Here is a 24,703-nt window from a genome sequence, read left to right as displayed (position 1 = left end):
TACGGGAGTCGTAGGTCACCGCAACAGGATGACACAGGCCGACGTCCTCATACTTTCGGCGCGCCATCGACCACCTTAAGCGCTGTGATCCGCGCCTCACCTGCATGCTTTATCAACGGTAGTAAGGTCATTGCGATAACCGGTGCCCGTCGACGCAGATGAAGGATGTGATGAGCGATCTCGCCAACACCGCCGCGAGGAGAGGCGCGCAGCCGGGCGGCGAAGTGTTGAATCGGCGCGGCGGCAGGCTGCCGCGCGATGAGCGTCGAGGGCAGCTACTGGTCGCTGCCAGCGAGGTTTTCGTCGACCGTGGCTACCACGCGGCGGGCATGGATGAGATCGCCGAACGCGCCGGGGTTAGCAAACCCGTTCTGTACCAACATTTCTCGTCCAAGTTGGAGCTCTACCTGGCGGTACTCGCCAAGCATGTGGAGAACCTCGTCTCCGGTGTGCGCCAGGCGCTGCGCACGACCACCGACAACCGGCAGCGGTTGCGCGCGGCGGTCCAGGCGTTCTTCGACTTCATCGAGCACGACGGCCAGGGCTACCGGTTGATCTTCGAGAACGACTACGTCAACGAACCGCAGGTCGCCGCGCAGGTGAAGGTGGCCACCGAGGCGTGCACCGACGCAGTGTTCGACCTGATCAGCCGCGACTCCGGACTCGAGGCGCACCGGGCCAGGATGATCGCGGTCGGTCTGGTCGCCATCAGCGTCGACTCCGCACGCTACTGGCTCAACAACGACCGCCCGATCTCCAAGGACGACGCGGTCGAGGGCACGGTCCAGTTCGCTTGGGGCGGACTGTCACACGTGCCGCTTACCCGGTCTTAGATCCGATCCCGACCCCGAAGCCGACGCGTCGGACATCGGCAGCGCCGATCTCCACGTAGGCGATCTTGGATGTCTGCACGAGGAAGCGCCGGCCCTTCTCGTCGGTGAGGGCCAGCACACCCGAATCCTTGGCCAGCGCCTCGGTGAACAACTGCTCCACCTCGCTGGGTGTCTGCGCGCTGTTGAAGCTCAGCTCGCGCGGGCTGTCCGTGACACCGATCTTGACCTCCACGCCGTGGGCCCCTTTCGTTTTCGAAGAACTTGAGCCAAGGCTAGTGGACGACCCGCTGACCGACCGCACCACGGCGGTGAGTTCGCGGTCGGCGAAGCGCCGAGACCTACGGCGACCGAACCGAGTCCGGACCGTAACCAACACACCAGCCGCTGAACCTCATCTGTCACTTCTGCCTCGATAGCATCAGGCGCGGCAAGATCTTCTACGCTCGAGACGACACCGGGAAAACCCACATGAACAGGTCTTACACCGCGCACTCACCGTATTCGCTGGCCCCGACGGAGCGGATTCCCAGCTACTCCGATTACTCGGAGCCGCCTGCCGAAGACTTCGACTACGACTACCCCGGTTCGCCCGAGTTCGAGGACTACGACGACTACGAGCAGTCATACGACGAGGAGAGCATCGACCGACGCTGGATGTGGGTCGCCGGCATCGCCGGGGTGATCCTGTTCATCGCGATCGGCACCACCGGCATCATCCTCGGCGGCGGCGACAGCGGTTCGGTGTCGGCCACCGCGACATCGGAGGCGCCGGTGCCGTCGAGCGCTCCCGCCACCACCGCGCCGAGCGCGGGAACGGCGGCGCCCCTCGTTCCCTCGCTGCCGCCGGAGACCGTCACGACGGTCACCCCGAGCGCCGAGACGACGCCACCGCCCGCACCGAGCACGACGGCACAGGCAGCCGTTCCGCCGCCCGCACCGCCGTCACCGCGCACCGTGACCTACCGGGTGACGGGTAACCGCCAGCTGCTCGACCTGGTGACCGTGATCTACACCGACGGCCAGGGCGCGCTGCGCACCGACGTCAACGTCGCGCTGCCCTGGGTCAAGCAGGTGGTCCTCGACCCGGGCGTTGAACTGAAATCGGTCACCGCGACCAGCGTCGGCGGCCAGCTGAACTGCAGCATCCTCGACGCCGCCGGCACGCTGATCGCCGCGCAGAACAACAACTCGATGATCGCGACCTGCACCCAGTAGGTCAGGCGAGGCCCAGCTCCTCCATCCGGGAGGCGTGTGTCCGCTGGAGCCGGTCGAAGAACTCGGTCATCTGAGTCAGACCTTCACCGCTGGCCAGCACCAGGTCGACGAGCTCGTCGTGATCGGCCATCACGAACTGCGCCTGGGTGATGGCCTCACCGAGGAGCCGCCGCGACCACAGCGCGAGCCGGTGGCGCTGCCGGTCGCTGGCCGTCACCGCCGCGCGCACCTCGGCGACGACGAACTGGGAGTGGCCGGTCTCCGACAGCACCGCGCGCACCACGTCGGCGACCTCGTCGGGCAGGGCATGGGCGATCTCGAGGTAGAAGTCGGCCGCCAGCGCGTCGCCGACATAGGTCTTCACCAGTGCCTCGAGCCAGGTGCTCGGGGTGGTCAGCCGGTGGTAATTCTCAAGGGCGGACGCGTATTTCGTCATCGCGGGCACGACGTCGACTCCGCGGCGCTCGAGCGCGTCGCGCAGCACCTCGTAGTGGTTCATCTCCGCGGCCGCCATGCTCGCCATGTTGATGCGCCCGCGAAGGTTCGGCGCCATTCGCGCTTCGTCGGTGAGGCGGTAGAACGCGGCGACCTCGCCATAGGCCAGCAGCGCGAAAAGCTCGTTGACGCCGGGATGGTCGGCCGACACACCCGAGGTTGCCGAGTCGGTCTGCCCGGGTGCCGGAGGCGTCGCGTTCATGGGCCCAACAATAAACGCCGACGGCGGGTGGCTCGTCGGGCGAGCGCCGCCAGGTACGATGGGTTCGGGCGGTGGCATTTCAAGGCATCTGCAAAACATTTGCAGAGCCCGCCGCGACCCAAAGAAATGTGCGTGCACGCAGTCGGTCCGCCTACCTCAGTGCAGGGCCTTGGTCTTCACAGGCCAGCTTTTGTCGAACTCGTGCGCGCGTGGAAGCCATGAGGACGACAACTGAAAGGCCTCGTTTCGCGTATGACGCATCTCAATCCCACATTTGCTGAACTGGGAGTTCGCGACGAAATCGTCCGCGCTCTCGCCGAGGACGGCAAGCAGCATCCCTTCGCCATCCAAGAGCTGACCATGCCGATGGCATTGGCCGGCGACGACCTGATCGGCCAGGCCCGCACCGGTATGGGCAAGACGCTGGCATTCGGCGTGCCCCTGCTCCAGCGGATCACCACCGACCCCGACCGCCCCCTGACGGGCGTCCCGCGGGCCTTGGTGGTCGTACCCACCCGCGAGCTGTGTCTGCAGGTATACGGCGACCTGGCGGCCGCTGCGAAGTACCTGACCGTCGGCGACCGCAAGCTGTCGGTCACCTCGATCTACGGTGGACGGCCCTACGAAGGACAGATCGAGGCGCTCGAGAAGGGCGTCGACGTGGTCGTCGGCACACCGGGCCGGCTGCTCGACCTGGCCCAGCAAGGGCACCTGAAGCTGGGCGGACTGTCCATGCTGGTGCTCGACGAGGCCGACGAGATGCTCGACCTGGGCTTCTTGCCCGACATCGAGCGGATCCTGCGCCAGATCCCCGACAACAGGCAGTCGATGCTGTTCTCGGCGACGATGCCGGACCCCATCATCACGCTGGCCCGGACCTTCATGAACCAGCCGACGCACATCCGGGCCGAGGCCCCGCATTCGGCGGCCACCCACGACACCACCGAGCAGTTCGCCTACCGCGCGCACGCCCTGGACAAAGTCGAGATGGTCGCCCGCATCCTGCAGGCCGAGGGTCGAGGCGCGACGATGATCTTCACCCGCACCAAGCGCACCGCGCAGAAGGTCTCCGACGAACTGGCCGAACGCGGCTTCAAGGTCGGCGCCGTGCACGGTGACCTCGGTCAGGGCGCGCGCGAGAAGGCACTCAAGGCGTTCCGCACCGGCGAGATCGACGTCCTGGTCGCCACCGACGTCGCCGCCCGCGGCATCGACATCGACGACGTCACCCACGTGATCAACTACCAGATCCCCGAGGACGAGCAGGCCTACGTGCACCGCATCGGCCGCACCGGGCGCGCGGGCAAGACCGGTGTCGCGGTGACCCTCGTCGACTGGGACGAGTTGGCGCGCTGGACGATGATCGACAAGGCGCTGAACCTCGGCTGCCCCGATCCCGCCGAGACGTATTCGAGCTCACCGCACCTCTACAGCGAACTGGGCATTCCCGCCGATGCCTCCGGCACCGTCGGCGAGCCCGTGAAGGTGCAGAGCAGCAGGCGCGCCCCGGCCGAGAAGTCCGACGACCGCCCCGCGCGCAACCGCAACCGCACACGTCGCCGCACCCGCGGCGGCAAGTCGGCCACCGGCCACCCGGACGCGTCCACAACGCCGTCCGATCAGGCTTCTTCCGGCGAGACGGGCGAAGGGTCCGGCGATACGGCTCCTGCCAAGCGCAGGCGTAGGCGCCGACCCCGCAAGGCTCCGGCCAGCACCGGCTAGTCCACCGCCTCCCCCGCGATGGTCAAACCCGAACGCCGCACGCGCACCGATGTGATGGTGGCGCTGGCGATTGGCGTCGTGGTCGCGGTGACGGCCGGGCTGGTGTGGTGGACCAGCGACGCGCGGGCCACGATCAGCAGACCCGCGGACGGCCCGGTTCCGGCACTGACCCCCGCCAAGGCGGTTCCGCAGTCGCTGCGCCAGGTGTGGAGCGCACCCAGCGCAGCCACCACGATGCCGCTGGTCATCGGCGGTGCGGTGGTGACCGGCGACGGGCGGGCCGTGGAGGGCCGCGACCCCGCGACCGGGACCACGCTGTGGAGTTACGAGCGTGATCTCGACCTGTGCGGGGTCAGCTACGTCTACCAGTACGCGGTCGCCGTCTACCCCGACACCCGCGGCTGTGGCCAGGTCAGCACGATCGACGCCAAGACCGGCATGCGCGGTCCGGCGCGGTCGTCCTACGCCGACCCCTCAGTGACCCTGTCTTCGGACGGCACCGCGGTGCTCTCGGCGGGTGAGAACCGGCTCGAGCTGTGGCGTTCCGACATGGTCCGAATGCTGAGCTACGGCGCGCTGGATGCGCGCATCAAGCCGGATGTCCCCTCGCGGCCGCTGTGTCGGTTGGTGTCCGCTCAAGCGAGTTCGAGCGCGGTGTCGGTGCTCGAGGCGTGCCCGCGGCAGCCCGATCTGCGCCTGACGCTGCTGCGGCCCTCCGACGAGGAGGACACCCCCGAGTTGAGGTATGTCCAGCAACCGGGTGTCACACCGGATTCGGGCGCACGCGTGGTGGCCGTGGCCGACACGATGACCGCGCTCTACGTGCCCACACCCAAGCCCGTGGTGAACATCGTCGACGAGACGGGCGCGACGGTCGCCAGCACCCCGGTGCCAAGCCCGCCGTCGCCGCAGGCCACGATGTCGCGGGCGGGCGACCTGATCACGTGGTGGACCGGCGACAGCGTAATGGTGTTCTCCGCCAACGGATTTGAATACCGATACACCGTCACGCCCGAGGGCCGCAACAAGCCGCTGGGGCCGGCGACGATCATGGCGGGGCGGTTGCTGGTCCCCGTCACCGACGGCTACGACGTGTTCGACCCCGCGACCGGGCAGGGTGAACGCCACATTCCCGTGACACGGCCGCCGAGCGCGGCGCCGGTGGTGCCCGCGGTCGCCGGTTCGATGGTGATCGAACAGCGCGGCGAGGAACTGGTGGCGCTCGGCCAGTCGTAACTTGGGTGCACTACCAGTCGCGCAGCGATCGGTAGTACACCGAAATCGCTATATGTCTGGGGCGAACGTCGGCATCGGCTTGCCGTTCTTCCAGTGCTTGAGCAGCGCGGTGGCCAGCTCGCGGTAGGCGCCCGCACCCTTGTTCTTGCGGCTGGCCAACACCGACGCTCCCGAGGCGCTCGCTTCGGCGAAGCGGACGGTGCGCGGGATCGGCGGCGCCAGCACCGGCAGGTCGTAGCGGTCGGCGACGTCGAGCAGCACGTCGCGGCTGTGGGTCGTGCGCGAGTCGTACAGCGTCGGCAGCGCGCCCAGCAGTTTGAGATCGGGGTTCGTGATCGCCTGAACGTCGGCGATGGTGCGCAGGAACTGCCCGACCCCGCGGTGCGCCAAGGTCTCGCACTGCAGCGGCACGATCACGTCGTCGGCGGCGGTCAACCCGTTGAGCGTGAGCACGCCGAGCGACGGCGGACAGTCGATGATCACGATGTCGTAGTCGGACCTGCCCGATGAAGACGGCGTTCCGGCTCCTCGGCCTGATGTCGCCGGCGTTCCGGCTCCTCGGCCTGATGTCGCCGGCGTTCCGGCTCCTCGGCCTGATGTCGCCGGCGTTCCGGCTCCGACACCGAGCTTGGCCAGCGCCCTCTTGAGCGCGTACTCGCGCCCGGCGCGCATCAACAGCATGGCCTCGGCCCCCGCCAAGTCGATGTTGGCGGGCAGCAGTGTCATCCCCTCGGGCGTCTCCAGCAGGGCGACGTCGGGTTCGACCTCGCCGAGCAGCACTTCGTGGATCGACACCGCCAGCTTGTCCGGGTCGTGGCCCAGGGAGAACGTCAGGGACCCCTGCGGGTCGAGGTCCACGAGCAGGACCCGCTTACCCGTCTCCTGAATCGCCGCACCCAACGACGCCACCGTCGTCGTCTTGGCTACCCCACCCTTTTGATTGGCGACCGCAAGTACTCGCGTCACGGTGCCCATCGTTGCATGGGTCGGGACACCGCGACCGACCGTGCGGCAGAATCAGTGAGCGTGGCCCTTTTGGAGCACCGCCTGATCCTGCTTCGTCACGGCGAAACGGAGTGGTCGAGAAGCGGTCGGCACACCAGCCACACCGATCTCGAACTGACCGCGGTCGGCGTGGAACGCGCCAAGCTGGCCGCCGAAGCGCTGGCCGAACTGGAACTGGACCACCCCCTGGTGCTGTCCAGCCCATTGCGGCGCGCGGTGCAGACCGCCGAACTGGCCGGGCTGAACATCGACGAGGTGTCGCCGCTTCTGCGGGAATGGGACTACGGCCGCTACGAGGGGCTGACGACGCCCGAGATCCGCGAGACCGTCCCCGACTGGCTGATCTGGACGCACGGCGCCGACGGCGGCGAGAGCGTGGAGACGGTCACGCAGCGCGCCGACCGCGCCCTGGAGTCGGCGCTGAGCCATATGACATCGCGCGACGTCGTGTTCGTGGGCCACGCGCACTTCTCCCGCTCGATGATCGCGCGGTGGGTCGAGCTGCCGGTGTCCGACGGGATCCGGTTCGCGATGGCGCCCGCGTCGCTGGCCGTCCTCGGATTCGAGCACGCCATGCGCCAGATCATCGCGCAGGGACTGACCGGCCATCAGGATCCGTGTAAACCACGGTGACCCGCGAACCGTCCTTCGTCCTGGCCTCCCGCGGCGCCGTCGTCGCGGAGGGAGTGCACACCGCGTTCCCGAAGGTCGCTGAGGCGCGAGCCGCGCTGGCATCGCACAGCGCCCCGATCATCGTGGGGGCGTTGCCTTTCGACCTGACCAAACCGGCGGCGCTGATCCGCCCGCAGAGCGTCCAGTTCCTCGACGCGCTGCCGGACTGGCCGCTACGCCCGATGCCCGGCGTACAGATAGCCGAGGCGCTGCCGGATCCCGAGGAACACCGCACGCGGGTCGCCAGCGCCGTCGACCGGCTCAACAGCCCGTCGAGCGGGCTGCACAAGGTCGTGCTCGCCAGGGCCCTTCGGCTGGCCGCCGACGGACCGCTGGACGCGCGCACCGTCCTGCACCGGCTCGTCAGCGCCGATCCCGCGGCCAACGGGTACCTCGCCGACCTGACCGCCGCGGGCGGTGGTTACTCCGGGAGCGTGCTGGTGGGCGCAAGCCCCGAGCTACTGGTGGCCCGCCGCGGCGATCAGGTGGTCTGCGCACCGTTCGCGGGTTCGGCGCCGCGCTCCCCCGATCCCGACACCGACGAGGCGAACGGCGCCGCGCTGGCCGCGTCGGCGAAGAACCTTCGCGAGCACCAGTTCGTGGTCGACACGATCCGCGACGCGCTCGAGCCGCTGTGCGCCGACCTCGAGGTAGCCGCCGAACCGGCGCTTCGCAAGACTGACTCGGTGTGGCATCTGGCCACCCGCATCACCGGCACACTTCGCGAAAGATCAATCACCGCACTGGACTTGGCCATCGCGCTGCACCCGACGCCTGCGGTCGGCGGGGTGCCCACCGCCGATGCGGCCGACCTGATCGCCGAGCTCGAAGGCGACCGGGGTTTCTACGCCGGTGCCGTCGGCTGGTGCGACCAACGAGGCGACGGCCGGTGGGTGGTGTCGATTCGCTGCGCGGCGCTGTCGGCGGATCGCCGTACGGCCGAGGCGTATTCGGGCGGCGGCATCGTCGCCGAATCCGATCCCGACGACGAACTCGAGGAAACCACAACCAAATTCACCACGATCCTCGCCGCGCTTGGCGCCGCGACGTGACCGAGCTGATCCGCAGGGTGCGCCCCGGCGACGAGCGTGAGCTGACCGCGATGGTCCACGAACTCGCCGAGTTCGAACACGCCGCGCACGAGTGCACCGTGACCGAAGACCAGATGCGCCGAGCGCTTTTCGACGAACCGGCCGCCGTCGCGGGCCACATCGCCGAGGTCGACGGACAGGCCGCCGCGGGCGCGCTGTGGTTTCGCAACTTCTCCACATGGGACGGTGTCGCCGGCATCCACCTCGAAGACCTCTACGTGCGCCCGCAGTTCCGCAGGCGCCGGTTGGCCCACAAGTTGTTGGCAACCCTGGCACGGGAGTGCACCACGCACGGTTACACCCGGTTGTCGTGGGCGGTGCTCGACTGGAACGTCAACGCGATCGCGCTCTACGAGGCCGTCGGCGGCAAGCAACAGACGGACTGGATCACTTACCGCGTCTCGGGGCCCGAACTGTCGGCGCTGGCCGCAGAATCGCCGTGAGTCCCCACCCACTCCAGGGTCGAGGGACTGAACAGCAGCGCCAGCGTCACCACCGCCACCACGCCGATCGGCGCGGCGTACAACCACTGGTGCGACCCGACGCCCATGTAGTAGACGACCGGCAGCAGCAGCAGTTGGGCGAACACGGCGATGCCACGCCCCCACCGCCTGCCCGTCCACAACGCCCACGCCGCGGCCAGCACACCGGCGCCCATGATCGCGAACCACAGCGCGGTGCCGTACTTGTTCAGCCCGGACTCTTCGGCCCTGCCGAACCCGCTCACCACATAGACCAGCGCCGCGACCAGGGCAGCCGCGCCCTCCACGGCGACCAGGACAGCGGCTTGGCGCACCGTCGTCGGAGATGGAACGATCACGCCTTCGAGCGTAGAGGGGCGCGCAGAACCGGTTCAGTAGGCTCAGACCCCGTGCGCGCCGTGCTGATCGTGAACCCGAATGCGACGTCAACGACTCCGGCCGGCCGTGATCTGTTGGCCCATGCGCTGGAGAGTCGGGTGAAGCTGACCGTCGCGCACACCGATCACCGCGGACATGCCATCGAGATCGCCCGCGACGCAGCGCGTGACGGCGTCGACGTCCTGATCGTGCACGGCGGCGACGGCACGGTGAACGAGGTGGTCAACGGCATTCTCGAGGTCGGTGGGCCGGGCGCGGCAGCGCCTGCCGTCGGCGTGGTGCCCGGCGGGTCGGCCAACGTCTTCGCGCGCGCCCTCGGCATCAGCCCGGACCCGATCGAGGCGACCAATCAGCTGATCGACCTGCTGTCGGAGTACCGCCGCCGCAAGTCGTGGCGGCGCATCGGGCTGATGGACTGCGGTGAACGCTGGGGCGTGTTCACCGCGGGGATGGGCGTCGACGGCGACGTGGTGGCCGCCGTCGAGGCGCAGCGCGCGAAGGGCCGCGTCGTCACCGCTTCGCGCTACATCCGCGTCGCCATCCGCGAGATGCTGGCCAGCACCCGTAAGGAACCGTCGCTGACCGTGCACCTGCCCGACCGCGAACCGATCGGCGGCGTGCACTTCGCGTTCGTGTCCAACGCCAGCCCCTGGACGTACGCCAACGCCCGCCCGGTCTGGACCAACCCGATGACAACATTCGAGACCGGCCTGGGTGTTTTCGCCACGACCAGCATGAATGTGTGGGCCAACCTGATGCTGGTGCGGCGGATGCTGTCCAAGAAAGCCCGCATCGAGGCCAAGCATCTGGTCCGTGACGACGACCTGTCGTGGCTGCAGGTCACCAGCGAGGCACCGGTCGCCTGCCAGATCGACGGCGACTACGTCGGATTACGCGATTCGATGATGTTCACCGCCGTCCCCGACGCGCTCGGCGTGTTGGCACCTGCACCTGGAGAGGTCTCTGACCTGCGGTGATCGGCCTGCGGCGTAGGATTTCGGGCGCAGTTGGATCGAGTCTAGTACAGACGAGTCTGCGGCGTGCGAAGCCACCCGGCTAGTGACATTGCGCACTTGTTAACTCGCGAGTATTGACATCTGTCCAGCCTGTGAAAGCATCGAAGCAACGTTGCAGAAACATTCAATGTGCACGCGTTAAACAGCCGAAGAATATGCCGTGCGCCGTGCTGCGCACGGGTGACGTATCTGACGAGGAGTTTGATCTAATGGATTGGCGCCACAAGGCGGTCTGTCGCGATGAGGATCCGGAACTGTTCTTCCCGGTGGGAAACAGCGGCCCGGCGCTCGCTCAGATCGCTGACGCGAAGCTCGTCTGCAACCGCTGTCCCGTGACCACTGAGTGCCTGACCTGGGCTTTGGAGTCCGGACAGGATGCCGGTGTCTGGGGCGGTATGAGCGAGGACGAGCGTCGCGCACTCAAGCGCCGCAATGCTCGCACCAAGGCCCGCAGCGGAGTCTGAGCACTACCCGAACCAAACAAGATACGGCCCCGACATTCGTCGGGGCCGTATCTTTCTGTAAATGCAATAACGGCCGCTTTACGACACGAAAGGCCGATTTGCGAATTGCGAAGTTTGCTACTGCGCGAGTCGACGCTGCCGGCCCAGCGGCACCCGCAGCACCACATCGGTTCCGCCGTCCTGTCCCTCGCGCATGCCCAGCGACCCGTCCAGTTCGGCAGACACCAGCGTCCGCACGATCTGCAATCCGAGCCGGTCGGCCTTCTCCAGGCTGAACCCGTCGGGTAGTCCCCGGCCGTCGTCGTGGACGACCACATCCAGCCACCTGGCCGAGCGCTCGGCGCGGATGGTGACACTGCCCTCGCGCACGCCGGGGTCGAAGGCGTGCTCGATGGCATTCTGCACCAGCTCGGTGATCACCATGATCAGCGCGGTGGCGCGGTCAGCGTCGAGCACACCGAGATCGCCGACCCGGCGGATGCGGATCGGACTGTCAACGGCGGCAACATCATTCATCATCGGCAGGATCCGGTCGACCACTTCGTCGAGGTTGACCTCCTCGTCCACCGACATCGACAGCGCATCGTGGACCAACGCGATCGAGGAGACCCGTCGCACCGATTCCATCAGCGCCTCGCGGCCTTCGTCGTTGTTGGTGCGACGGGCCTGCAGGCGCAGCAGCGCCGCGACGGTCTGCAGGTTGTTCTTCACCCGGTGGTGGATCTCGCGGATCGTGGCGTCCTTCGACAGCAGGGCGCGGTCGCGGCGCTTGACTTCTGTCACGTCGCGGATCAGCACCGCTGCGCCCACCGGTTGGCCGTGCACGACGAGCGGGAGCGTACGCATCAGCACGGCCGCACCACCGGCGTCGACCTCCATGCGCATGCTCGATCCGCCGGCCAGCGAGTCGCGCACATGGTTGGCCAGTTCCTGCGCCTCGAACGGGTCACCGATGAGCGGGCGTGTGACGGTGACCAGGTTGTGCCCGCCGAGTTCGGCGGCCAGCCCCATCCGGTGATAGGCCGAGATCGCGTTGGGGCTCGCAAAGGTAACCACACCCGCCCCGTCGAGCCGGATGAACCCGTCGCCGACGCGTGGGCTCGAGCGCGACATCGCGATGTCGCCCACGTTGGGGAAGGTGCCCTCCGAGAGCATGTGCAGGAGGTCGCCTGCACAGTCGAGGTAGGCCGACTCCAGCGGGCTGGCCTTCCTGGACTCCAATGCGGTCTGATGCGTCAGCACCGCGACCACCTCGTCCTTGTACCGGACTGGAACGGCCTCGACGTTGAGCCCTGGTGAAACCTGTTGTCCCGCGCCGTCTCCCACGACGATTTCACCCGCTGCGAACGCCGTGGCCACGAGTGGCATCGCGTCGGCGTCGGCCAGCGTGCTGACCGCGTCGGCCAGCAGTACCGTCGGCGCGGTGTTCGGCCGCACCTGCGCGACGCAGACCAGGGCGCCGTCGTCGCGGCGCACCCACATCAGGTAGTCGGCGAAGGACAGGTCGGCGAGTAGTTGCCATTCGCCGACCACCGCATGCAGGTGGTCCACCGCATTGCCGGGCAGCATGGTGTGCTCGGCGAGCAGATCACCGAGGGTGGACATCGGGGGTTACTTCCGGCGGTGGTTCACGACGCGGTGATCAGCTGATCACCGCGATGAGGTCACCGGCCTGGATGACGTCGCCAACCGAAACGCTGACCTTGCTCACGGTGCCCGCCACCTCGGCCAGCACCGGGATCTCCATCTTCATCGACTCCAGCAGCACCAGGGTGTCCCCCTCGCCGATCTGATCGCCCTCGCTCACCACGACCTCGAGCACACTGGCCACGATCTCAGCGCGAACGTCCTCGGCCATCATCACCCCATCCGCTTTCCGCTGCTGTACGACTTTCGGCCTACATCGAACCACACGACCGGCTTGTCAGCGCTGTCGCCGGGCCATGAGACAATGGTCCGAACGCGCCCGCCGAGCACGGGCCGAGAATCCCCAGAGCACTCGGAGGTAGACCATGGCCAAGCGTGGCCGTAAGAAGCGTGACCGCAAGCACACGAAGGCCAACCACGGTAAGCGGCCCAACGCCGGCTCGAAGTCGGTGCGCTAGCGCCTAGGCGTGATCCTCGGCGCTAACCGCGCCGGATGATGGTGGTGCGGCTGATCTCGATGCGCAGACGCTCGCGCAGGCTCTCCGGAGCTCTCTCGCCGCCGCACTTCTTCGCGATCAGGCTCTTGACCCGCTCCTCGACGCCGTAGTGGCGCAGGCATGCGGGGCACTCCTCGAGATGGTGCCGCAGCTTGTCGCGGGTTTCGGGGGTGCACTCACCGTCGAGCAGCGTCCACACCTCGGCAATGACAGCGGCGCATTCGGGATGCTCGGGGTCGATGGGACCGACGGGGGGCTGCCATCGCTCTTCGTCAGAGAACGAGCTCACGACGAGACCTCCTCGGGTGTGTCCATCTGCTGTCCCCGAATGAACCCGCGGTCGCGGGCCACGTCGGCCAGCAGCTCGCGGAGCTGGCGCCTGCCCCGGTGCAACCGGGACATCACCGTGCCTATCGGCGTGTCCATGATCTCGGCGATCTCTTTGTATGGGAAGCCCTCGACGTCGGCGTAATAGACCGCCATCCGAAAATCCTCCGGCAGCGCCTGCAGCGCTTCCTTGATCTCGTTGTCCGGCAGCGACTCGAGCGCCTCCACCTCGGCCGAGCGCAGTCCGGTCGACGAATGCTCGGCGTTGGCCGCGAGCTGCCAGTCGGTGATCTCCTCTGTGGGGTACTCCGCCGGCTGACGCTGTTTCTTGCGGTAGCTGTTGATGTAGGTGTTGGTGAGGATGCGGTAGAGCCACGCCTTGAGGTTGGTGCCCTCGCGGAACGACCGGAAGCCGGCGTACGCCTTGACCATGGTTTCCTGCAGCAGGTCCTCGGCGTCGGCGGGGTTGCGCGTCATCCGCAGCGCGCCGCCGTACAGCTGGTCGAGCAGCGGAATCGCGTCACGCTCGAAGCGCGCGGTGAGCTCGGCGTCGGTCTCCTGCGGTTCAGGAGCCTCTTGCGCCGAATCTCGGGTTGACCCGTCGGAGTCGGTCATGGTGGGGAACACCGTCCCTTCTGTCGCGGTGCCAGCGAACAAACCCGGCAGATCGACCGGGAGCACTGGAAAGTCCATAGCCAGCGTTGGCACCTGACCCCCTCCGCTCATCCTAGAGGTTGAGACCGACATGTTTTCTGCCCGCGAACTCCCGCCGCGGTGCAGCCACCGTCAACAACAGCGGCACCGGCCCCGATTGTTCCCCGAAGCCCGACGTAAGGGCGTCGCATTAGGCTGGCGCGGTGGCACGCGCAGCAACTCCGGCCATCGCCGCGCTGGTGGCCGCCGGTGTTGCGCATGAGGTTCTGCGCTACCGCCATGATCCGCGCCAGCCGTTCGGCGAGGAAGCCGTGGCGGCGCTTGTCCGGTCCGAAGGTGTGGAGCCTGAACAGATCTTCAAGACGCTGGTGCTGGCGTTGCCGACAGGCCTCGGCGTTGCGGTGGTGCCGGTTCCTGCCAAGCTTTCGCTGAAGGCGGCCGCGTCGGCGCTCGGCGCGCCCAGGGCCACCATGGCCGAACGCGCGGCCGCCGAGCGGTCCACGGGTTATGTGATCGGCGGTATCTCCCCGCTTGGGCAGCGGACGCCGCTGCCGACGGTGATCGACGAGACGGCGCTGCTGTGGGACCGGGTGCTGTGCAGCGCAGGCAAGCGCGGCTTGGAGGTCGCCGTGGCCCCGCAGGACCTGATCCGACTGACCGACGCGGTGACCGCAGCCATCTGCGCCTGAGCGTCCGGCGCCTGATTTTCCGCGAAACGGCATTCCAGCAGCGAAAGTTCGAGTGCGGACCTGCCGGAATGCAATTTCGCGGCGGATAGGGTGAGAGCATGTCGCTCAACGGGAAAACCATGTTCATCTCCGGTGCGAGCCGCGGCATCGGCCTGGCGATCGCCAAGCGCGCCGCGGCCGACGGCGCCAACATCGCGCTGATCGCGAAGACGGCCGAACCCCACCCCAAGCTGCCCGGCACGGTGTACACCGCGGCCAAGGAGCTGGAGGACGCCGGCGGGCAGGCGCTGCCGATCGTCGGCGACGTCCGCGACGGTGACTCGGTTGAGGCGGCGGTCGCCAAGACCGTCGAGCAGTTCGGCGGCATCGACATCTGCGTCAACAACGCCTCGGCGATCAACCTCGGTTCGATCGAGGACGTCCCCTTGAAGCGGTTCGACCTGATGAACGGCATCCAGATCCGCGGTACCTACGCGGTGTCGCAGGCTTGCATCCCCCACATGAAGGGCCGCGAGAACCCGCACATCCTGACGCTGTCGCCGCCAATCCGGCTGGAGTCGCAGTGGCTCAAGCCGACTGCCTACATGATGGCGAAGTTCGGGATGACGTTGTGCGCGTTGGGCATCGCCGAGGAGATGCGCGACGCCGGTATCGCGTCGAACACGCTGTGGCCTCGCACGCTGGTGGCGACCGCGGCCGTGCAGAACCTGTTGGGCGGCGATGAGGCGATGGGCCGCGCCCGTAAGCCCGACGTCTATGCCGACTCTGCCTACGTAATCCTTAACAAGCCCGCCCGCGAGTACACCGGGCAGTCCCTGCTGTGCGAGGACGTGCTGCTGGAGTCCGGCGTGACCGACCTGTCGGTGTACGACTGCGTTCCCGGTTCGGAACTGGGCGTCGATTTGTGGGTGGACACTCCGAACCCGCCGGGATACGCGGGCCCGTAGTCAGCGGACCCAGCTATAGGGGTCCTGGCCGCCGAGCGTCAGGGAACGCAGAGTTCGAATCCGAACAGGTTGGCAGGCCAGAACACCGCCGTCACCATGAACGCGCCGATGTCCGACCCGGCCGGGATCCGCGTGCGCAGCGCGGTGTCGATCAACTGCACCTGCTCGGCGTCGAAGAACGCCCACACCAGGCCGATCAGCAGGTAAGGGATCGACAGCCACATGCCTGCCTCGATCATCGCCTCGACGCTGACCCGGCGACTGAGCAGGCGGCGCAACGCCGTCATACCAGTGCCTTGTGCATACGGACCCGGCGGCGCACGTCGGCGAGCAGCACGTAGCTACCGCCCTGGCGAAGGAACACCGGCATGAACCTGTTGACGAAAGCGACTGTGAGGAAGAGCCATTCGAACAGGAACTGGGCAAATGCGTTCCACCGCAGGCCCATCTGTTCGCGGAACACCGGCGCGAGGAATCCGGTTGTCAGGAACTTCAGCAACGGCCGAAACGGCAGCCCCAGCAACGGGTTGATCATGCGCAGGTTCAGCATGTGCATCAGGTGCTCGCGGACCCGGTCGTCGATCTTCACCCGCTCGCACGCGACGCGCCAGTAGTCGTCGAACTCGGCGCGCGTCGGCGGCCACTGGTCTTCGGTGACCTGCAGGGTGGTGCCCAGCGGCCATGCGGAGCGGTAGAACTGCTCGGCCTGCTTCGGTGTCATCTCACCGCGCAGAAGCTGATAGGTGTCCTCCAGCCCGACGAAAAGACATGCGGCCACCCACATCTGCAGGTCGCGGTCGAACGCGTTGTATCGCACCGGGCTTTCGGCGGTCGACTTGACGTGCCGGTGCGCGCTGTTGACCGCCTCCCGGAACGCCGCGCGGTCATCGGGAGTCCCCAGCACCGAGACCGCGAGGTACTGGAAGGTCGTGCGCGCCCGCTTCCACGGGTGTTTGAGCAGGTTTCCCGAGTCGACCTTGCTCTCCGCGACGCCGTAGCCGACCTCCGGCCAGGACAGCTGCATGACGACGTTGGCGGCTCCCCCGGCGAACGCCCAGAAGTCCATCGCCTCTGCGGCGGTGACATCGGCGTCGGGGTCCCATCGGGCGGTGCGCCGTCGAACGGAGATGCGGTGGCGGTTCGTCATCCGACGCACACCGCCGAGAAGACCAGCGCCGGCCAGAACGCGACGGAACCGACCAGCTGGACGAACCAGGCCAGTCCGCTGCCGTCGAGCTGATCCAGGCGCAGGGCGGTCCAGCCGAGGCCGACGACGACGTAGGGTGCGGCGAGGATGAGCCCGGTGCCGATCCACTCGGCGATGGTCATTTCGAAGCTCAAGAGCTTCCTCACCGCAGTGACCATGCCTGACCCCCTCATCCGGCCTACCCGCACTATGTTAATGCCCATTCTGACGTGATCAGGCAGATGCGGGAAATCTCGAGCGCGGCACGGGGGTGCCGGTGCCGGTTCAGGAGAGCATCGAGCGCACGCTGTCGGCGAACGCCGCGGTGGTGAAGCAGGTCGGTTCGGCGAACTCCTCCAGGGTGAGGGCACCGGACCAGTCGGCGTCGGCGGCCGCCCGCAGCAGGGGCTTGCTCATCGCGACGGCATGCGGCGGGAGCGCGGCGATGCGCGAACACCAGTCGTCGGCGGCCGCGAGCAGACGGTCGTGATCGACGACCTCCTGCACCAGGCCGAGCCGTTGGGCCTCGCGGGCATCGATGTGTTGGCCGCGCAGATAGTAGGCCAGCGCGCCCTGATAGCCCAGCCGTCGGGTCAGCGCCCAACTGGTGCCGACCTCGGGGATCAGTCCCAGCTTGGCGAATGCGGGCACCACGACGGCACGTTCGCTGGCGATCACGAGATCACAGGTCAGCGCCCAGGCCAGCCCGACGCCTGCGGCTGCGCCGTTGAGCGCGGCGACGAAGATCGTGTCCGATCCGGCGATCAGCCGCGCGATACCCCCGAATTCGCGGCGGATCCAGCGCCAGATGTCGGCAGCGCCCTCCGGAGCGTCGAGTTGGTCGATCGCGGCGTCCATCATGCGGAGATCGCCCCCGGCGCTGAAGCCCGGGTCCGTGCCGGTGAGCACGACCGAACGCACGTCGGGGTCGGCGTCCAGGTCGGTCAGCGCGCGCCGAAGTTGGCGGACCAGCGGGGCGGACAGCACGTTGAGCCGTCGTGGCTCGTCGAGCGTGACGACGGCCCTGTCCCCGCGGTGTTCGACGCGCACGCGAAGCGGCGCGTCGGCCTCGTCGCCGCTGGTCACCATGTTCCGGTACAGCGAATCCGTCACGATAAGTCCTCCTCGGTATCGTTGGCGCGCAACGCCTTCCACGCAGCGTCGGCAAAGGTTTCGATGGTGCCCGGCGGTATCCGCTTGGCCGCTCCGGCGATCCAGTACCGGCTGTACTCCTGGGCGGGGCCCAGCCACAGCGCTGCCGTCACCCCCACGTGCATCGGCTGTAGCGCGCCGTAGCCGTGATGCGGACGCCACCAGTCTTTGATGGCTGCGAAGAAGGCGTCGTTGTGTGCACGCAATTCCGCGCTGTCGAGCCGGGGCCCGAGCAGCAGACCGGCCTCTCCGCGATGCGCCGAGATCCACCGCAGGTGATAGGTGACACCGCCGCGGATGCCGCCCTCGGCGGTGTCGTGTCCGCGCAGCATGGTGACGAACCCGGCCTGGTATTCGCTGAGCACCTCTGCGAAGACAGCGGCGGCGAGTGAAAGTTTGTCGGGGAAATGGTGATACAGCGCGCCGACGCTCACTTCGGCCTCGCGGCGCACCTCGTCGAGGGTGGCCGAGAGCGCGCCGTCGGACGCGAAGCGGCGGCGCGCGACGGCAAGTAACCGGCTCCGCGCATCGGGACGCGTCCGCGATGGCACGAGAATTACTCTAACTCAACCGAGGAATCCTCTGGCAAGGGTCAGGTGGCCTGGTAGAGGATGCCCCGCCCGACCGCTTCCCGCACGACGGGCAGCGCGGCCCGCGCCAGCGCGTCGGCGTCGACACCGTGAACGGTTGCGAGCAGGTCGATCAACGTCCCCAGCGGTGCCTCGCCCCGGCAGCCGGCCAACAACGCCCGCCCGATCTCGTCGACGCCGATGACCGCACCTGGCCCACCGGGGCGGCGCACGGCCGCGCCGACGACCTGCCAGCCCTCGGGCCCCGGCAGCGACTGTTCGTCGAGGAACACCGGCGCCGTCGACAGCCTCGCCGCCAGCAACTGCTCGTCGGAGGTGTTGTGCAGGTACTCCCGGCGCGCGAAGAACGAGTCGACCTCGTCTCCGGTGACGGCCTCATCGGCGCCGGTGAACGCCTCGACGATGTGCTCGGGCGGGCGGTGCTCGCCCAAACGTGGTGCACGCAACGCGATCACCCCCATACCGATGCCGGTGATGCCCTCGTCGGCGAACCAGTCGAGCCACTGCCCTCCGCGGCGCGCCGCTTGCTCTGAATCCTCTCCGGCGTCGGCCAACCACAGCGACACATAGCTGACCGGATCGGCGAGCTCGCGCTGCACCACCCACGCGTGCAAACCGCTGCCCGCCAACCACCTTCGCACCCGGTCGCCCCAGTCGTCTCGGCGGACGATCCAGTTCGCCATGACCAGCGCCGTGCCCCCGGGCTCCAGATGAGCACCGACCTGCTCGATCAGGTTGCGGCACAGGGTGTCCCCGGCAAGGCCCGAGTCGCGGTAGAGATAGTCGCGGTCGCCCGCGCCCACCACGAACGGCGGATTGGAGACGATGAGGTCAAAGCGCTCACCGACGACCGGCTCAAAAAGGCTGCCACACCGCAGATCCCAGGACATGTCGTTGAGCCGCGCGGTCGCCGCCGCGAGCGCGAGCGCCCGCTCGTTGGTGTCGGTGGCCACGATCTGCGCGCAGTGCCCGTTCAGGTGCAGCGCCTGCACTCCGCACCCGGTGCCGAGGTCGAGCGCGCGGGCGACCGGCTTGCGGACGACCGCGCGGGCCAGGGAGACCGACGCACCGCCGATACCGAGGACGTGGTCGCGGTGCACCGGTCCCGAGCGCATCGAGGCGTCCAGGTCGGAGACGACGAAGAAGTCGTTGACGCCGTCGCTGTGAGGCCGGACGTCAAGGGCGGCGCGCACGGTCCCCGCCGCCGCCCACTCCAGCACGCCATTCGCCACGAGTGCGTCGATATCGGAGCCGAGCGCGAGGAGGACGCGGTCGCCGGGTTCGGCCGAGCCCAGCAGGAACAACCGCACCAGCACCGCCAGGCGTTGCTGCTGTGCTGTCCCGGCGTCGAGGACGCGATCGGTGGCCCTCAGGGCCGGCCACCACACTCCCCTGGCGAACGCGGCGTCGGCGTCGTCGCCGAGCAACGCGGCCACCGCGTCGGTCGTGTACCCCGCGCTGCGCAGGTCGGCGGCCAGCGCATCGACGACGGCGACATCGGACAGCGGGCCGGGCGGGTCCGGCTGCGTCAAAGCAGGGTGCCTTGTTCAGCCTGGGGTTCGACGGGCTCGATCAGCTCCGGGCCGTTGTTGCGCACGCTGTTCACCAGCCGGGACACTTCGCGGATCTCGATGCGGTCGAGGTCGCCGTGGCCGCGCAACAGCCCCTCGTCGATTGGCGCGTCGGGGTCCAGCCAGCGGTCCCAGTCGCGTTCGCTGATGGTCAGCGGCATGCGGTCGTGGATGTCGGCAAGCGGTCCGGCGGCGTCGGTGGTGATGATCGTACAGCTGAGCAGCGGTTTGGCGTCCTTGGGTGCGTCTTTTGGTCGCCACGTCGTCCACAGCCCCGCCATGAACAGCGGCTCACCGTCGCCTGCGTACATGAAGAAGGGTGTCTTGGCGCCCTTCTGGCCCTGCCATTCGTACCAGCCGTCCATCGGCACCAGGCAGCGCTTGTTCTTGGCCGAGTTGCGGAAGGCCGGCGAGGTGGTCAGCTTCTCCGAACGGGCGTTGATCAGCAGCGGCCCCTTGGTCTCGGGGCTGCCGTCCTCTTTGGCCTTCACCCACGGCGGCACCAGGCCCCAGCGCATCGACCGCAGCCGCCGGGTGGCGTCGTCGTCGGGTTCGCTGTGGCGCTGGACCACGGTGCTGACAGTCGTGGTCGGCGCGACGTTGTAGTTCGGCCCCGACGCGTCCTTACCGCCGGAGGTGGCCGCCGTGGTCTCGTCGATCGCCTTGATCTTCTCGGCCAATAGCGCCGGGTCCGTGGTCACCGCGAAACGTCCACACATGAATCCCATGGTGGCACGGCGAGCCGACAGGGGAAGATGGAGCGGTGAGCGCGCCCGCAGACCAAGAACGCCAGGCCTGGCGTGCACCGTCGACGACGGCTCCGGTGCATGCCACCGTCACCGTGCCCGGCTCGAAATCGCAGACGAACCGGGCGTTGGTGTTGGCGGCGCTGGCCACGGCCAACGGCGAATCGACGATCAGCGGGGCGCTGCGCAGCCGCGACACCGACCTGATGATCGGGGCGCTGGCCGCGCTCGGCGTGACGGTCGAGGGCCATGCCGACGAACTGTCGGTCAGCGGGCGGATCGCGCCGAGCGAGGGTGCGCGCATCGACTGTGGACTGGCCGGCACGGTGTTGCGGTTCGTGCCACCGGTGGCGGCCCTGGGCACGGCCACCGTCACGTTCGACGGTGACGAACAGGCCCGTGCCCGCCCCATCGCACCCCTTCTCGACGCGTTGCGCGGCCTCGGTGTCGACATCGACGGCGATGGGCTCCCCTTCGCGGTGCGCGGCGCCGGATCAGTCACCGGTGGGACCGTGGAGATCGATGCCTCGGCCTCGTCACAGTTCGTCTCCGGGCTGCTGCTGTCGGGAGCGGGTTTCCGCGACGGGCTCACCGTCGTGCACACCGGCGACTCGGTCCCCTCCGCGCCGCATGTGGCGATGACGGTCGCGATGCTGCGCGACGCCGGAGTCGACGTCGACGACGGCCGCGACAACCAGTGGCGGGTGTCGCCGGGGCCGGTGGCCGCCCGGCACTGGGACATCGAGCCCGACCTGTCCAACGCGGTGCCGTTCCTGGCGGCCGCGGTGGTCAGCGGCGGCAGCGTGCGGTTGACGGGCTGGCCGCGGGTCAGCACGCAACCGGCCGATGCCATCATCTCGATTCTGAAGAAGCTGGGATCGGTTGTGCAACATGGCGATACCTACCTCGAAGTGTGTGGTGCCGAGGTGTACGGCGGTATCGACGTCGACCTGCACGAGGTCGGCGAGCTCACGCCCGCCGTTGCTGCGCTGGCGGCATTGGCCTCCCCCGGCTCAGTGTCGAAGCTGTCGGGTGTCGCGCATCTGCGTGGACACGAGACCGACCGGCTCGCGGCACTTTCGGCGGAGATCAACGGTCTCGGCGGTCAGTGCGAGGAGACCGAGGACGGGTTAGCGATCACGGCCCGACCGCTGCACGGCGGGCTGTGGCGGTCCTATGCCGACCACAGGATGGCCACCGCGGGCGCGATCGTGGGGCTTCGGGTCGCCGACGTCGCGGTCGAGAATATCGACACCACCGCCAAAACGTTGCCCGGTTTCCCACAGTTGTGGGCCGACATGCTCGCGGGGCAGACGGCGGAGGTCGACCCCGCTTGAACCGACGCGAGTACGACGAGTCCGATGTCCGGGTGCGGCCCGGCCGAGGCTCGCGGCCGCGGACCAAGATTCGGCCTGAGCACGCCGACGCGCAGGAAGCGATGGTGGTGACCGTCGACCGTGGGCGATGGGGCTGCGCGCTCGGCGGCGACCCGGACCGCCGCGTGGTCGCGATGCGGGCGCGCGAACTGGGCCGCACCCCGATCGTCGTCGGCGATGAGGTAGGAATCGTCGGCGACCTGTCCGGCCGGCCCGACACGCTGGCCCGCATCGTCCGACGCGGTGAACGGCGAACGGTGTTGCGCCGCACCGCCGATGACACCGACCCGACCGAGCGGGTCGTGGTGGCCAACGCCGACCAACTGCTGATCGTCGTCGCGCTGGCTGACCCGCCGCCGCGCACCGGGCTGGTCGAGCGCGCGCTGATCGCGGCCTATGCCGGCGGGCTGGAGCCAATCCTGTGCCTGACGAAGACGGATCTCGCTCCGCCCGAACCATTTGCGGCGCAATTCGCCGATCTTGATCTGAAAATCACCACGGCGGGTCGCGACGATCCGCTCGACGCGGTGGCCCCGATGCTCGCGGGGCGGGTCACCGTTCTGCTCGGGCATTCGGGGGTCGGAAAGTCGACGCTGGTGAATCGTCTTGTCCCCCAGGCGGAGCGGGCCACCGGAGAGGTGACCGACGTCGGGAAGGGCAGACATACGTCGACCCAGTCGGTGGCGCTGCCGCTGGAGTTCGGCGGGTGGGTGATCGATACGCCCGGCATCCGGTCGTTCGGACTGGCGCACATCGAACCCGATGATGTGCTGCTGGCGTTTTCGGATCTGGCCGAGGCGATCAAGGACTGCCCGCGCGGATGTGGGCACATGGGTGCGCCCGCCGATCCGGAGTGCGCACTCGACACGTTGACCGGCCCCGCGTTCGACCGTGTCGCCGCCGCCCGCCGGCTGCTGGCCGCCCTGCACGAGTCAGACTGGTAGCGCGCGCCTCGCACCCGTTGCGCGAGCGTGCGCGTCTGCATCCGACACGCCGCTGATTTACGGCAGTTTGTGCACGCCCGTCGTCGACGAGAGTGCGTGAAGTGCTGTCGACGCGGGACGGCTCGGCGCCGGACGCACGGTCACCGCGGCGCCAACGTGCGCAAAGTGTCGAGAATGCGCGGCGTGTCGTGCGCAAGCACGCACGCTCGCGCCACATGAGAGTGCGCTGGCGCCACATGAGAGTGCGCTCGCGCCACTGGAGAGTGCGCTAGGCGGCCAGTTTGGCGGCGCGCTTCTCGCGGCGACGGGCCCGCACGGCCGCGATTGACGACTTGAGACCACGCCGTTGGGTCGGCTCCAGTTCGGCGAACATCCGCTCGCTGCGCGTCTCCGGCGCATCGTCGGCGGTGTCGCGCAGGTACTTGTCCGGCAGCGACAGTTTGGCGATGGTCCGCCATGTCTTGCCGTACTGCACCAGGAACGAACCGGTCGTGTAGGGCAGGTCGTACTTGTCGCACACCTGCTGCACCCGGACCGAGATTTCGTGCAGCCGGTTACTCGGAAGGTCCGGATACAGATGGTGCTCGATCTGATGGCACAAATTGCCGCTCATGAACCGCAGTACCGGGCCGCCCTCGAAGTTGGCACTGCCCAGCATCTGTCGCAGATACCACTGGCCCTTGCTCTCACCGACCATGTCGGTCTTGGTGAATTTCTCTGCGCCGTCAGGGAAGTGACCGCAGAAGATGACCGCATTCGACCAGACGTTGCGGATCACGTTCGCGACCGCGTTCGCCGTCAGCGTCGACCGGTATGTCGCACCGGGCGACAGCGAGGTCAATGCGGGGTAGGCGACGTAGTCCTTGACCAACTGCGCGCCCGCCTTGGCGGCGAACTCGCGCGCCCGGATCTTGCTTTCGTCGCGGTTGTCCCTGCCCTTGAAGATCTTGCCCAACTCCACGTGCTGCAGGCCGACGCCCCACTCGAAGCCGAGCGCGAGAATCGTGTTGTACAGCAGGTTTCCGAGGTTAAACGGCTTCCACTTGGTGTCCCGGGTGACCCGTAACAGGCCATAGCCCACGTCGTCGTCCATGCCCAGGATGTTGGTGTACTTGTGATGCATGAAGTTGTGGGTGAAGCGCCAGTGCTTGGACGAACCACTCATGTCCCACTCCCACGTCGAGGAGTGAATCTCGGGATCGTTCATCCAATCCCACTGCCCGTGCATGACGTTGTGGCCGATCTCCATGTTCTCGATGATCTTGGCCACGCCCAGGGTCACGGTTCCTGCCCACCAGGCCGAGCGGCGTGAGCTTGCCGCCAGCATCAGGCGGGCCGCGACCTCCAGCGCACGCTGGCCGGCGATGGTGCGACGGATATAGCGCGCGTCGCGCTCACCGCGGGAGTCTTCGATGTCCTGCCGGATCGCATCCAGTTCCACAGCCAGACTCTCGATATCCGCATCAGTCAGATGCGCGAATTCGGGAACGTCAGTGATTGCCATCGTCAAGCCTCCTCTCGCGTGCCTACGATACCGTAACCTACGTACCCGTAGGTTACCGGCCA

General features: G+C 67.9%; 30 protein-coding genes. 14 read left to right on the top strand and 16 right to left on the bottom strand.

The features are described from left to right. Positions 1-170: 170 nt before the first annotated feature. A complete protein-coding gene (locus tag CEX87_RS03705) occupies positions 171-833 on the top strand; it encodes a TetR/AcrR family transcriptional regulator (protein ID WP_064394435.1) in 663 nt (220 codons plus the stop codon). Here CEX87_RS03705 and CEX87_RS03700 read toward each other — a convergent pair. Next, the gene (locus CEX87_RS03700; protein ID WP_064394334.1) at positions 820-1,065 is read right to left on the bottom strand and encodes a DUF3107 domain-containing protein; all 246 of its coding nucleotides are present in this window, start codon (positions 1,063-1,065) and stop codon (positions 820-822) included. The genes CEX87_RS03705 and CEX87_RS03700 overlap by 14 nt on opposite strands. Positions 1,066-1,301: 236 nt before the next feature. Between CEX87_RS03700 and CEX87_RS03695 the strand changes: the two genes are divergently transcribed. Further along, positions 1,302-2,048: a hypothetical protein gene (locus CEX87_RS03695; protein ID WP_064394333.1), complete on the top strand. Its 747-nt coding sequence runs from the start codon at positions 1,302-1,304 to the stop codon at positions 2,046-2,048. Between the two features lies 1 nt (position 2,049). Here the strand turns inward: CEX87_RS03695 and CEX87_RS03690 are convergent, their stop codons facing one another. Continuing rightward, positions 2,050-2,745, bottom strand: coding sequence for a ferritin-like fold-containing protein (locus CEX87_RS03690; RefSeq protein WP_064394332.1), 696 nt, complete (start codon positions 2,743-2,745; stop codon positions 2,050-2,052). A 252-nt stretch (positions 2,746-2,997) separates the two neighbouring features. Between CEX87_RS03690 and CEX87_RS03685 the strand changes: the two genes are divergently transcribed. Beyond that, complete coding sequence (locus tag CEX87_RS03685; RefSeq protein WP_094286010.1) at positions 2,998-4,467, top strand: DEAD/DEAH box helicase; 1,470 nt, start codon at positions 2,998-3,000, stop codon at positions 4,465-4,467. Positions 4,468-4,485: 18 nt separating this feature from the next. After that, positions 4,486-5,703 (top strand): Rv3212 family protein, encoded by a 1,218-nt coding sequence (locus tag CEX87_RS03680; protein ID WP_094286008.1) that lies wholly within the window; start codon positions 4,486-4,488, stop codon positions 5,701-5,703. Positions 5,704-5,751: 48 nt separating this feature from the next. Here the strand turns inward: CEX87_RS03680 and CEX87_RS03675 are convergent, their stop codons facing one another. Further along, positions 5,752-6,678, bottom strand: a complete 927-nt coding sequence (locus tag CEX87_RS03675) for a ParA family protein (protein WP_094286006.1) — start codon at positions 6,676-6,678, stop codon at positions 5,752-5,754. A 6-nt stretch (positions 6,679-6,684) separates the two neighbouring features. On the opposite strand from CEX87_RS03675, the gene CEX87_RS03670 reads away from it, so the two are divergent. Genes CEX87_RS03670 through CEX87_RS03660 form a run of 3 tightly spaced genes read left to right on the top strand, consistent with a single transcriptional unit; the run spans position 6,685 to position 8,914 of the window. Next, positions 6,685-7,341 (top strand): acid phosphatase, encoded by a 657-nt coding sequence (locus tag CEX87_RS03670; RefSeq protein WP_416171883.1) that lies wholly within the window; start codon positions 6,685-6,687, stop codon positions 7,339-7,341. Then, positions 7,338-8,432, top strand: coding sequence for an isochorismate synthase (locus CEX87_RS03665; protein WP_064394714.1), 1,095 nt, complete (start codon positions 7,338-7,340; stop codon positions 8,430-8,432). Before CEX87_RS03670 ends, CEX87_RS03665 begins: the two co-directional genes overlap by 4 nt. Beyond that, the gene (locus tag CEX87_RS03660; RefSeq protein WP_064394715.1) at positions 8,429-8,914 is read left to right on the top strand and encodes a GNAT family N-acetyltransferase; all 486 of its coding nucleotides are present in this window, start codon (positions 8,429-8,431) and stop codon (positions 8,912-8,914) included. Before CEX87_RS03665 ends, CEX87_RS03660 begins: the two co-directional genes overlap by 4 nt. On the opposite strand, the gene CEX87_RS03655 is transcribed toward CEX87_RS03660, so the two are convergent. After that, positions 8,863-9,291 (bottom strand): hypothetical protein, encoded by a 429-nt coding sequence (locus CEX87_RS03655; protein WP_064394716.1) that lies wholly within the window; start codon positions 9,289-9,291, stop codon positions 8,863-8,865. The two genes, CEX87_RS03660 and CEX87_RS03655, sit on opposite strands and share 52 nt — an antisense overlap. Positions 9,292-9,342: 51 nt before the next feature. On the opposite strand from CEX87_RS03655, the gene CEX87_RS03650 reads away from it, so the two are divergent. Continuing rightward, on the top strand, positions 9,343-10,308 hold the full coding sequence (locus CEX87_RS03650) for a diacylglycerol/lipid kinase family protein (protein WP_064394717.1): 966 nt from the start codon (positions 9,343-9,345) through the stop codon (positions 10,306-10,308). A gap of 248 nt (positions 10,309-10,556) precedes the next feature. Next, on the top strand, positions 10,557-10,811 hold the full coding sequence (gene whiB1 / locus CEX87_RS03645) for a transcriptional regulator WhiB1 (RefSeq protein ID WP_014208822.1): 255 nt from the start codon (positions 10,557-10,559) through the stop codon (positions 10,809-10,811). A gap of 117 nt (positions 10,812-10,928) precedes the next feature. On the opposite strand, the gene CEX87_RS03640 is transcribed toward whiB1, so the two are convergent. Beyond that, a complete protein-coding gene (locus tag CEX87_RS03640; protein WP_064417266.1) occupies positions 10,929-12,416 on the bottom strand; it encodes a sensor histidine kinase in 1,488 nt (495 codons plus the stop codon). A 37-nt stretch (positions 12,417-12,453) separates the two neighbouring features. Next, positions 12,454-12,669, bottom strand: coding sequence for a biotin/lipoyl-binding carrier protein (locus tag CEX87_RS03635; RefSeq protein ID WP_043414713.1), 216 nt, complete (start codon positions 12,667-12,669; stop codon positions 12,454-12,456). Positions 12,670-12,823: 154 nt separating this feature from the next. Here CEX87_RS03635 and CEX87_RS27935 point away from each other — a divergent pair, with 154 nt between their 5' ends. Next, positions 12,824-12,916 (top strand): 50S ribosomal protein bL37, encoded by a 93-nt coding sequence (locus CEX87_RS27935; protein ID WP_090355725.1) that lies wholly within the window; start codon positions 12,824-12,826, stop codon positions 12,914-12,916. Positions 12,917-12,938: 22 nt separating this feature from the next. Here CEX87_RS27935 and rsrA read toward each other — a convergent pair whose 3' ends face one another. Then, complete coding sequence (gene rsrA, locus CEX87_RS03625) at positions 12,939-13,196, bottom strand: mycothiol system anti-sigma-R factor (RefSeq protein ID WP_233151284.1); 258 nt, start codon at positions 13,194-13,196, stop codon at positions 12,939-12,941. A 44-nt stretch (positions 13,197-13,240) separates the two neighbouring features. After that, a complete protein-coding gene (locus CEX87_RS03620; RefSeq protein ID WP_066848906.1) occupies positions 13,241-13,897 on the bottom strand; it encodes a sigma-70 family RNA polymerase sigma factor in 657 nt (218 codons plus the stop codon). A 242-nt stretch (positions 13,898-14,139) separates the two neighbouring features. On the opposite strand from CEX87_RS03620, the gene CEX87_RS03615 reads away from it, so the two are divergent. Further along, positions 14,140-14,625, top strand: a complete 486-nt coding sequence (locus tag CEX87_RS03615) for an aminoacyl-tRNA deacylase (protein WP_094286002.1) — start codon at positions 14,140-14,142, stop codon at positions 14,623-14,625. A gap of 98 nt (positions 14,626-14,723) precedes the next feature. After that, positions 14,724-15,572 carry an SDR family oxidoreductase gene (locus CEX87_RS03610; RefSeq protein WP_066810351.1) on the top strand — a complete coding sequence of 283 codons (849 nt, stop codon included), beginning with the start codon at positions 14,724-14,726 and terminating at the stop codon, positions 15,570-15,572. Positions 15,573-15,610: 38 nt separating this feature from the next. On the opposite strand, the gene CEX87_RS03605 is transcribed toward CEX87_RS03610, so the two are convergent. The 7 genes from CEX87_RS03605 to CEX87_RS03575 form a co-directional block, all read right to left on the bottom strand. Beyond that, positions 15,611-15,859, bottom strand: coding sequence for a hypothetical protein (locus CEX87_RS03605; RefSeq protein WP_094286000.1), 249 nt, complete (start codon positions 15,857-15,859; stop codon positions 15,611-15,613). Next, on the bottom strand, positions 15,856-16,719 hold the full coding sequence (locus CEX87_RS03600; RefSeq protein WP_094285998.1) for an oxygenase MpaB family protein: 864 nt from the start codon (positions 16,717-16,719) through the stop codon (positions 15,856-15,858). The genes CEX87_RS03605 and CEX87_RS03600 overlap by 4 nt, the downstream gene beginning before the upstream one ends. Further along, positions 16,716-16,925, bottom strand: a complete 210-nt coding sequence (locus tag CEX87_RS03595; RefSeq protein WP_094286215.1) for a hypothetical protein — start codon at positions 16,923-16,925, stop codon at positions 16,716-16,718. The genes CEX87_RS03600 and CEX87_RS03595 overlap by 4 nt, the downstream gene beginning before the upstream one ends. Before the next feature lie 118 nt (positions 16,926-17,043). Then, positions 17,044-17,847: an enoyl-CoA hydratase/isomerase family protein gene (locus CEX87_RS03590; RefSeq protein WP_094286214.1), complete on the bottom strand. Its 804-nt coding sequence runs from the start codon at positions 17,845-17,847 to the stop codon at positions 17,044-17,046. A 20-nt stretch (positions 17,848-17,867) separates the two neighbouring features. Further along, complete coding sequence (locus tag CEX87_RS03585) at positions 17,868-18,461, bottom strand: TetR/AcrR family transcriptional regulator (protein WP_094285996.1); 594 nt, start codon at positions 18,459-18,461, stop codon at positions 17,868-17,870. A gap of 41 nt (positions 18,462-18,502) precedes the next feature. Beyond that, entirely contained in the window at positions 18,503-20,032 is a 1,530-nt protein-coding gene (locus CEX87_RS03580) for a DUF7782 domain-containing protein (RefSeq protein ID WP_094285994.1), read from the bottom strand. Further along, complete coding sequence (locus CEX87_RS03575) at positions 20,029-20,790, bottom strand: SOS response-associated peptidase (protein ID WP_198957146.1); 762 nt, start codon at positions 20,788-20,790, stop codon at positions 20,029-20,031. Before CEX87_RS03575 ends, CEX87_RS03580 begins: the two co-directional genes overlap by 4 nt. A gap of 44 nt (positions 20,791-20,834) precedes the next feature. On the opposite strand from CEX87_RS03575, the gene aroA reads away from it, so the two are divergent. Together aroA and rsgA are read left to right on the top strand one after the other, a co-directional pair. Continuing rightward, positions 20,835-22,154 (top strand): 3-phosphoshikimate 1-carboxyvinyltransferase, encoded by a 1,320-nt coding sequence (gene aroA / locus CEX87_RS03570; RefSeq protein WP_064394729.1) that lies wholly within the window; start codon positions 20,835-20,837, stop codon positions 22,152-22,154. Then, positions 22,151-23,137, top strand: coding sequence for a ribosome small subunit-dependent GTPase A (rsgA, locus tag CEX87_RS03565; RefSeq protein ID WP_064394730.1), 987 nt, complete (start codon positions 22,151-22,153; stop codon positions 23,135-23,137). The genes aroA and rsgA overlap by 4 nt, the downstream gene beginning before the upstream one ends. Before the next feature lie 268 nt (positions 23,138-23,405). On the opposite strand, the gene CEX87_RS03560 is transcribed toward rsgA, so the two are convergent. Next, positions 23,406-24,641 carry a fatty acid desaturase family protein gene (locus tag CEX87_RS03560; protein ID WP_094285992.1) on the bottom strand — a complete coding sequence of 412 codons (1,236 nt, stop codon included), beginning with the start codon at positions 24,639-24,641 and terminating at the stop codon, positions 23,406-23,408. Positions 24,642-24,703 lie beyond the last annotated feature (62 nt).

It is taken from the genome of Mycobacterium lehmannii, from assembly GCF_002245535.1.
Lineage (GTDB): Bacteria > Actinomycetota > Actinomycetes > Mycobacteriales > Mycobacteriaceae > Mycobacterium > Mycobacterium lehmannii.
This window is presented reverse-complemented; position numbering and strand designations above follow the sequence as displayed.

Excerpts from the sequence above, each read along its gene's own strand:
- CEX87_RS03705 (WP_064394435.1), top strand. The coding sequence starts at position 171 with ATGAGCGATCTCGCCAACACCGCCGCGAGGAGAGGCGCGCAGCCGGGC.
- CEX87_RS03695 (WP_064394333.1), top strand. The coding sequence starts at position 1,302 with ATGAACAGGTCTTACACCGCGCACTCACCGTATTCGCTGGCCCCGACG.
- CEX87_RS03690 (WP_064394332.1), bottom strand. The coding sequence starts at position 2,745 with ATGAACGCGACGCCTCCGGCACCCGGGCAGACCGACTCGGCAACCTCG.
- CEX87_RS03685 (WP_094286010.1), top strand. The coding sequence starts at position 2,998 with ATGACGCATCTCAATCCCACATTTGCTGAACTGGGAGTTCGCGACGAA.
- CEX87_RS03680 (WP_094286008.1), top strand. The coding sequence starts at position 4,486 with ATGGTCAAACCCGAACGCCGCACGCGCACCGATGTGATGGTGGCGCTG.
- CEX87_RS03675 (WP_094286006.1), bottom strand. The coding sequence starts at position 6,678 with ATGGGCACCGTGACGCGAGTACTTGCGGTCGCCAATCAAAAGGGTGGG.
- CEX87_RS03670 (WP_416171883.1), top strand. The coding sequence starts at position 6,685 with ATGGGTCGGGACACCGCGACCGACCGTGCGGCAGAATCAGTGAGCGTG.
- whiB1 (WP_014208822.1), top strand. The coding sequence starts at position 10,557 with ATGGATTGGCGCCACAAGGCGGTCTGTCGCGATGAGGATCCGGAACTG.
- CEX87_RS03640 (WP_064417266.1), bottom strand. The coding sequence starts at position 12,416 with ATGTCCACCCTCGGTGATCTGCTCGCCGAGCACACCATGCTGCCCGGC.
- CEX87_RS03635 (WP_043414713.1), bottom strand. The coding sequence starts at position 12,669 with ATGGCCGAGGACGTTCGCGCTGAGATCGTGGCCAGTGTGCTCGAGGTC.
- CEX87_RS27935 (WP_090355725.1), top strand. The coding sequence starts at position 12,824 with ATGGCCAAGCGTGGCCGTAAGAAGCGTGACCGCAAGCACACGAAGGCC.
- CEX87_RS03620 (WP_066848906.1), bottom strand. The coding sequence starts at position 13,897 with ATGACCGACTCCGACGGGTCAACCCGAGATTCGGCGCAAGAGGCTCCT.
- CEX87_RS03610 (WP_066810351.1), top strand. The coding sequence starts at position 14,724 with ATGTCGCTCAACGGGAAAACCATGTTCATCTCCGGTGCGAGCCGCGGC.
- CEX87_RS03605 (WP_094286000.1), bottom strand. The coding sequence starts at position 15,859 with ATGACGGCGTTGCGCCGCCTGCTCAGTCGCCGGGTCAGCGTCGAGGCG.
- CEX87_RS03600 (WP_094285998.1), bottom strand. The coding sequence starts at position 16,719 with ATGACGAACCGCCACCGCATCTCCGTTCGACGGCGCACCGCCCGATGG.
- CEX87_RS03590 (WP_094286214.1), bottom strand. The coding sequence starts at position 17,847 with ATGGTGACCAGCGGCGACGAGGCCGACGCGCCGCTTCGCGTGCGCGTC.
- CEX87_RS03575 (WP_198957146.1), bottom strand. The coding sequence starts at position 20,790 with ATGTGTGGACGTTTCGCGGTGACCACGGACCCGGCGCTATTGGCCGAG.
- CEX87_RS03560 (WP_094285992.1), bottom strand. The coding sequence starts at position 24,641 with ATGGCAATCACTGACGTTCCCGAATTCGCGCATCTGACTGATGCGGAT.